Consider the following 6,837-nt stretch of genomic DNA (forward strand, 5'->3'; position numbering starts at 1 on the left):
CTCCGGGAGCCGTGCGACCGAGGCCGGTGCCGCCGCCGGGACGCAGGTCCGCTCGCCCGGCCAGGCTGGCGGCAGCGTGCGGGCGGAGTCCCGCCAGTCGGAGTCCCGCCAGTCGGTCCTCGCGGCCGAGGCGGAGGCCGCGCAGGTCCTCACCCGTGCGGAGCGCGAGGTCCGGGAGCGACTCGCCCGCGCGGAGCGGGAAGCCGAGGAGATTCGCCGACGAGGCACCGAAGAGGCGACCTCGCTGCGGGAGCGCGCGCTGGCGCAGGCGGCGAAGGAGGCCGCCCGGGCCGAGTCGGCCGCGCGCGAGGCCGCGAGTTCCGAGCTGGCCGCCGCCCGCGCGGAGATCGCCGGGGTGCGATCCGCCTTCGAGGATGACGCCCGGGTCAGCCGCACCGAGCTGCAGCGGCTGCGGGCCGCCCTCGACACCCGTGAGCGGCGGGCCGCCGAACGCGCCGCTGATCTGGAAAGGCAGGCGGAACGGCTGGCCCGGCGCGACGAGGACCTGCGGGAGCAGGCCGCCGAGGTGGATCGACGCGCGGCCGAGGTGGCCGACGCCGAGGCCGCCCGGCGCCACGCGCTCGAGCAGGTCGCGGGTCTCACCGCCCTCGCGGCCCGTGCCGAACTGGTCTCGGCCATGGAACAGGAAGCCAGGCGCGAGGCGGCGCTGCTCGTGCGGGAGATCGAGACGCAGGCCCAGGAGGAGGGCGAGGAGCGCGCGCGGCGGATCGTCACCACCGCCATCCAGCGCATCGCCTCGGAGCAGACCACGGAGAGCGTCGTGACCGTGCTGCACCTGCCGGGCGATGAGATGAAGGGCCGGATCATCGGTCGCGAAGGCCGCAACATCCGGGCCTTCGAATCCGTCACCGGAGTGAACGTCCTTATCGATGACACGCCGGAAGCCGTCCTGCTCAGCTGCTTCGACCCGGTGCGCCGCGAGATCGGCCGCCTCACGCTGGCGGCGCTGGTGTCCGACGGTCGCATCCACCCTCACCGCATCGAGGAGGAATACGCGCGGGCCCAGATCGAGGTCGAGGGACTCTGCGTGCGGGCGGGCGAGGACGCCCTGCTGGAAACGGGTGTCGCCGAGATGCATCCGGAGCTGGTGACCCTGCTCGGGCGACTGCGCTACCGCACCAGCTACGGCCAGAACGTGCTCGCCCACCTGATCGAGAGCGCCCACCTGGCCGGGATCATGGCGGCAGAGCTGCGCATGGCCCTGCCGCTGGCGAAGCGTGCCGCCCTGCTCCACGACCTCGGCAAGGCGCTGACCCACGAGGTCGCGGGTTCGCACGCGATCATCGGCGCCGACGTGGCGCGGCGCTACGGGGAGGACGAGGAGGTAGTGCACGCCATCGAGGCCCATCACAACGAGGTCGCGCCGCGCTCACTGTGCGCTGTGCTCACCCAGGCGGCGGACCAGATCTCCGGTGGGCGACCGGGTGCCCGCCGGGACAGCCTGGAGTCCTATGTGAAGCGCCTCGAACGCATCGAGCAGATCGCCGGCGACCGCCCGGGGGTGGACCGGGTGTTCGCCATGCAGGCCGGCCGGGAGGTGCGGGTCATGGTCGTCCCCGAGGAGGTCGACGACGCCGCCGCCCACCTGCTCGCCCGCGATGTCGCCCGCCAGATCGAGGACGAGCTCACCTACCCCGGCCAGATCCGTGTCACGGTCGTCCGGGAGACCCGCGCGGTGGGCACCGCCCGCTGATCCAGCAGGTGCCCCGGCGGTGCCCCGGCGGTTCCCCGGCCCGCGTGCGCCGGCCTGCCGGGAAGCCAGCGTCAGCCGGTGCCCGGTGCGTTGGTGACCCCGGCCACCGCCGAGTCGATCGCCAGCCGCGCGTGCCCGTGGTCGAGACGGCGGCTCTGCCGACGGTCCAGCCAGCGGGCCAGCAGTGACAACGACCCGTTCGTCACGATGTACATCAGCGCGATCACCGTGTAGATCGGCAACGCGTAGCGGCTACCGAGGAACTCCACCGCGCCCCGGCCCGTGCGCAGCAGCTCGCTGTAGGCGATCACGAAGCCGAGCGAGGTGTCCTTGAGAAGGGTGACCAGCTGGGTGACCAGGGTCGGGCTCATCCGCCGCACCGCCTGCGGGAACTGGACGATCCGGAAGACCTGCATCGGCCGCAGCCCGAGCGCGGCGGCGGCCTCCGTCTGGCCCCGGTCGATCGATCCGATGCCGGCGCGGAAAATCTCGCTGAGCACGGCGCCGTTATACGCCGTCAGTCCCAGGACGAGCGCCCAGAACGCTGACAGCTGCCAGCCCAGCGCGGGCAACCCCAGGTAGGCGAACAGGATCAGCATCAGCACCGGCAGGCTGCGCAGCAGTTCCACCAGCGAGGTGGCCACGATCCGGACCGCACGGTACCGGGACATCCGGGCGATGGTCAGCCCGATTCCCAGCGCCGCTGCGAGCACCATCCCGACCGCCGCCGCCCGCAGCGTGTCGAGCCAGGCGTTCCACAGCAGCGTGCGAATCTCCGGCTTGTCGACGAAGACACTCCACAGCTCGCTGTCGAACTGGCCCTTGTCGGCCAGCCGCACCGCCGCCAGCGTGATCAGCGCGGCCAGGACAAGCACCGCGATGACGCTCGCGATCAGGATGCGGCGCCGGGTGCGGGGCCCCGGCGGATCCGCGAGGACGATCGGCGTGCCGCTCACCGCGCACCCGCCAGGCGCCGCTCGGTGAGGGTGAGCAGGCCCGCCAGCGCCAGCGTGAGGATCAGGTAGCCGACGACGCCACCGAGCAGCACGGCGATGACCGAGTCCGGGTTCGCCGTCGTCAGCCGTTGCACCACCCCGGTCAGTTCCTGGACGCCGAACGCCGCGGCGATCGAGGAGTTGCGGATCAACGCGCTGATCACGCTGCCCAGGGGCTGGATCACGTTGCGCACGGCCTGCGGTAGCACGATCAGCCGCAGGCACTGCGAGAACGTCAACCCGAGTGCCCGCGCCGCCTCGGCCTGTCCGGCGTCGACACCGTTGACGCCGGACCGGACCGCCTCGCAGACGAGCGCCGCGTGGTAGATCGACAGGGCGACGACCGCGAACGTGAAGTACGAGAACACGACGTCGACCTGGGGGAGGACGAACACGACGAAGAAGAACACCACGGTCAGCGGGGTGTTGCGGACCGTTTCCACGTAGGCGGTGCCGAGCCAGCGCAGCGGCGGCACCGGCGAGACCCGCATCGTCGCCAGGGCGGTCCCGAGCACCAGCGCCGCCAGGGCGGCGAACAGACTCAGCCCGACCGTGCGGCGCAGGCCCTCGGCGAAGATGTCGAGGTTGTCGAGGACGGCGTGGATCGTGGTGCTCCCTTCGTCGGCGCGATGCGCGCGATCAGGAGGTGTAGCGGTCCACCGGCGGCGGGGTCGGGGTGGTGGGCTCGACCTTGCCCACGGTGTCCTTGAACGCCTTCGCCCAGCGCCCGTCGGAGTAGGCGGCCTCGAGCGTGTCGTTGATGAACGTCCGGAACGCGGTGTCGCCCTTGCGGATCCCGATGCCGTACGGCTCCTTCGTGAAGGTCCCGCCGACCAGCTTGAAGGCGTCGGGGTCCTTGTCGATGAGGCCGAGCAGAATCACGTTGTCGGTGGTCACGGCGTCCACCTGTCCGTTCTTCAGCGCGTCCGCGCACTTGGCATACCCGTCGAACAGCACGAGATCGGCCTTCGGCGCCACCGTCCGGATGTTCTCGGCCGGGGTCGAACCGCTGACCGAGCACACCTTCTTGCCGGCCAGCGAGTCCTTACCGGTGATGTCGGTGTTGTTTTTCGCAACCATGATCGACTGGCCGGCGACGTAGTACGGCCCGGCGAAGTCGACGACCTTCTTGCGCTTGTCGTTGATGGTGTAGGTGGCGACCACCATGTCGACCCGGCCCTGCTGGATGAACGGCTCGCGGTTCGCCGAGACGGTCTCCACGAAGTTCACCTTGTCGCGCGGAATCCCGAGCGCGTCGGTGATGATTTTCGTGATCTCGACGTCGAAGCCCTCGGGCTTTCCGCTGAGGTTCTTCAGGCCGAAGAGGTTCTGGTCGAACTTGGTCCCGACGGTGATCTTGCCGGCATCGTGCAGGCGGGCCATCGTCGTGCCCGGGGCGAAGCTGGCCGAGGCGCTGGGCGCGGCCTTGTCCGCGTCGCTGTCCCCGTCGCTGCTACTGCCGCAGGCGGTCAGGCCGACGCCGGCGAGCAGCGTCGCGCCGAGAAGCAGCGCGCCGGCCCGCAGTCGGCCGGGGGTTCCTCGTCTGAACGGAGTGCGCATGGCCGATCCTCTCAAGGTGGCTCAGTGCCGCAGGATGCGGGCCAGGAAGTCCCGGGCCCGCTCGGATTCCGGCGCGTCGAAGAAGGTGTCCGGCGGGGAGATCTCCAGAATGCGGCCGTCGGCCATGAAGGCGACCCGGTCCGCCGCGGAGCGGGCGAAACCCATCTCGTGGGTGACCACGATCATGGTCATGCCGGTCGAGGCCAGCGAGCGCATGACATCCAGGACCTCGGAGATCATTTCCGGGTCCAGTGCGGAGGTGGGCTCGTCGAACAGCATGAGCACCGGATCCATCGCCAGCGCCCGGGCGATCGCGGCCCGCTGCTGCTGGCCGCCGGAGAGCTGGCGGGGGAGCCGGTCGGCCTTGTCGGCGATTCCCACCCGGTCGAGCAGTTCCCGAGCCCGGGCCTCGGCCTGCGGCCGTTTCTGCCCGAGCACCTTCATCGGCCCGATCGTCAGATTGTCCAGCACCGTGCGGTGCGCGAAAAGATTGAACGACTGGAAAACCATGCCGACCCGGGAACGCATCCGGGCGAGCTCCCGGCCCTCGGCGGGGAGTGGTTTATCCTCGAAGAGGATGCGGCCGGTGTCAATCGTCTCCAGCCGGTTGACGCAGCGGCACAGCGTTGACTTGCCGGAGCCAGAGGGTCCGATGACGACCACGACCTCCCCGGATTCGACGGTCAGATCGATGTCGGTCAGCACCCGGTTGTCACCGAATGACTTTCCGACCCCCTCCAGCGCTACCAGGGGCACGCCGACCTCCCGACACGGTCGCGAAACGGATGAGTCCCGATCATCCCGGCGGCGACACGCGGATGCCGCCAGGCGCGCGGATCAGTCGTGGGTCCGACAGATATGGCGGGGGATGCGTCCGGTGGAGTCCCTGTCCGCCGGACACATTCGCGGACACTAGCGCAGGAAGCCGCCAAACATCTAAAACTGTATGTTCCACGACATAACGCAGCCTGGGTGGACCGCCGGGCCCGCTGGCGACCGCCCGGAGCCCGCCACGCCCGCGTCGGCAGGCCACGTCCGGCGCGCCGTACGCTTGTGGGCGTGATGGGCCGCAGCTACGAGGTACGCACGTTCGGCTGTCAGATGAACGTCCACGACTCCGAACGGCTCTCCGGCCTGCTCGAGTCCGCCGGCTACGTCCCGGCCGCCCCCGGCGCGGAGGCGGACGTCGTCGTCTTCAACACCTGCGCGGTGCGGGAGAACGCCGACAACCGGCTCTACGGCAACCTCGGCCAGCTCGTCCCGGTGAAGAAGAGCCATCCCGGCATGCAGATCGCCGTCGGGGGCTGCCTGGCGCAGAAGGACCGCTCCACCATCCTCGACCGCGCCCCCTGGGTCGACGTCGTCTTCGGCACCCACAACCTGCACCGGCTGCCGGTCCTGCTCGAACGCGCCCGGCACAACGCCGCCGCCCAGCTGGAGATCGCCGAGGCGCTGGAGGTGTTCCCCAGCTCGCTGCCGACGCGGCGGGCCAGCCACCACTCCGCCTGGGTCAGCATCAGCGTCGGCTGCGACAACACCTGCACCTTCTGCATCGTCCCCAGCCTGCGCGGCGAGGAGCGTGACCGGCGGCCGGGCGACGTGCTCGCCGAGGTCGAGGCACTGGTCGCCGAGGGCGCGCTGGAGATCACCCTGCTCGGCCAGAACGTGAACTCCTACGGCCGCTCGCTCGGCGACCCCGGCGCGTTCGCCCGGCTGCTCGTCGCCTGCGGCCGGATCGAGGGGCTGGAACGGGTGCGGTTCACCTCGCCCCATCCGCGCGACTTCACCGACGACGTCATCGAGGCAATGGCCAGCACCCCGAACGTCTGCCACCAGCTGCACATGCCGCTGCAGTCCGGCTCGGACGCGGTGCTGCGCCGGATGCGACGGTCCTACCGGCGGGAGCGCTACCTCGGCATCATCGAGCGGGTCCGCGCCGCGATGCCCGACGCCGCCATCACCACCGACATCATCGTCGGCTTCCCCGGCGAGACCGAGGCCGATTTCGCCGACACCCTCGACGTCGTCCGCGAGGCCCGCTTCGCCGGCGCCTTCACCTTCCAGTACTCCCCGCGGCCCGGTACCCCGGCCGCGACGATGGACGGCCAGGTCGACCGCGCCACGGTCAGCGAGCGGTACGGCCGCCTCGTGGCGCTGCAGGACGAAAGCTCCTGGGCGCAGAACCGCGAGCTCGTCGGCCGCCGGGTCGAGCTACTGGTCGCGCAGGGCGAGGGCCGCAAGGACGACGCCACCGGTCGGCGCTCCGGCCGGGCCCGCGACGGCCGGCTCGTCCACTTCCGCGCCGAGCCGGACACCACCACCGCGCGCTCCGGTGATCTCGCCGCCGCGCGCCCTTATGGCGGCGAGGCGCCGCGCCCCGGCGACATCGTGGAGACGGTCGTGACGCGGGCGGCGCCGCATCATCTGACCGCCGACGGCCCGCTGCTGACCCATCGGCGCACCCGTGCCGGCGATGCCTGGGAGGTATCCCAGCGCCAGCCCGCCGCGGACCCCGCCCGCCCGGCGGTCGTCCTGGGCATGCCGGGTGTGCGCCCAGTGGCCCCCGCC

General features: G+C 71.2%; 6 protein-coding genes. 2 read left to right on the forward strand and 4 right to left on the reverse strand.

All coding sequences use genetic code 11. The features are described from left to right. On the forward strand, positions 1 to 1,714 hold a 1,714-nt coding region (gene rny / locus MXD58_RS16620; RefSeq protein WP_284678462.1), incomplete at its 5' end, for a ribonuclease Y. A gap of 71 nt (positions 1,715 to 1,785) precedes the next feature. Here rny and MXD58_RS16625 read toward each other — a convergent pair. The 4 genes from MXD58_RS16625 to MXD58_RS16640 form a co-directional block, all read right to left on the reverse strand. Further along, positions 1,786 to 2,670: an amino acid ABC transporter permease gene (locus MXD58_RS16625; RefSeq protein WP_248838295.1), complete on the reverse strand. Its 885-nt coding sequence runs from the start codon at positions 2,668 to 2,670 to the stop codon at positions 1,786 to 1,788. Beyond that, positions 2,667 to 3,287 (reverse strand): amino acid ABC transporter permease, encoded by a 621-nt coding sequence (locus MXD58_RS16630; protein WP_248838351.1) that lies wholly within the window; start codon positions 3,285 to 3,287, stop codon positions 2,667 to 2,669. The genes MXD58_RS16625 and MXD58_RS16630 overlap by 4 nt, the downstream gene beginning before the upstream one ends. Before the next feature lie 61 nt (positions 3,288 to 3,348). Further along, positions 3,349 to 4,269: a glutamate ABC transporter substrate-binding protein gene (locus MXD58_RS16635; protein ID WP_248838296.1), complete on the reverse strand. Its 921-nt coding sequence runs from the start codon at positions 4,267 to 4,269 to the stop codon at positions 3,349 to 3,351. Between the two features lie 21 nt (positions 4,270 to 4,290). Then, complete coding sequence (locus tag MXD58_RS16640) at positions 4,291 to 5,025, reverse strand: amino acid ABC transporter ATP-binding protein (RefSeq protein WP_308301980.1); 735 nt, start codon at positions 5,023 to 5,025, stop codon at positions 4,291 to 4,293. Between the two features lie 303 nt (positions 5,026 to 5,328). On the opposite strand from MXD58_RS16640, the gene miaB reads away from it, so the two are divergent. Beyond that, positions 5,329 to 6,837, forward strand: a 1,509-nt coding sequence (gene miaB / locus MXD58_RS16645) for a tRNA (N6-isopentenyl adenosine(37)-C2)-methylthiotransferase MiaB (RefSeq protein WP_518478213.1), incomplete at its 3' end; no start/stop codon positions are given.

The sequence above is a fragment of the Frankia sp. AgKG'84/4 genome, assembly GCF_023242965.2.
In the GTDB taxonomy this organism is placed as follows: domain Bacteria; phylum Actinomycetota; class Actinomycetes; order Frankiales; family Frankiaceae; genus Frankia.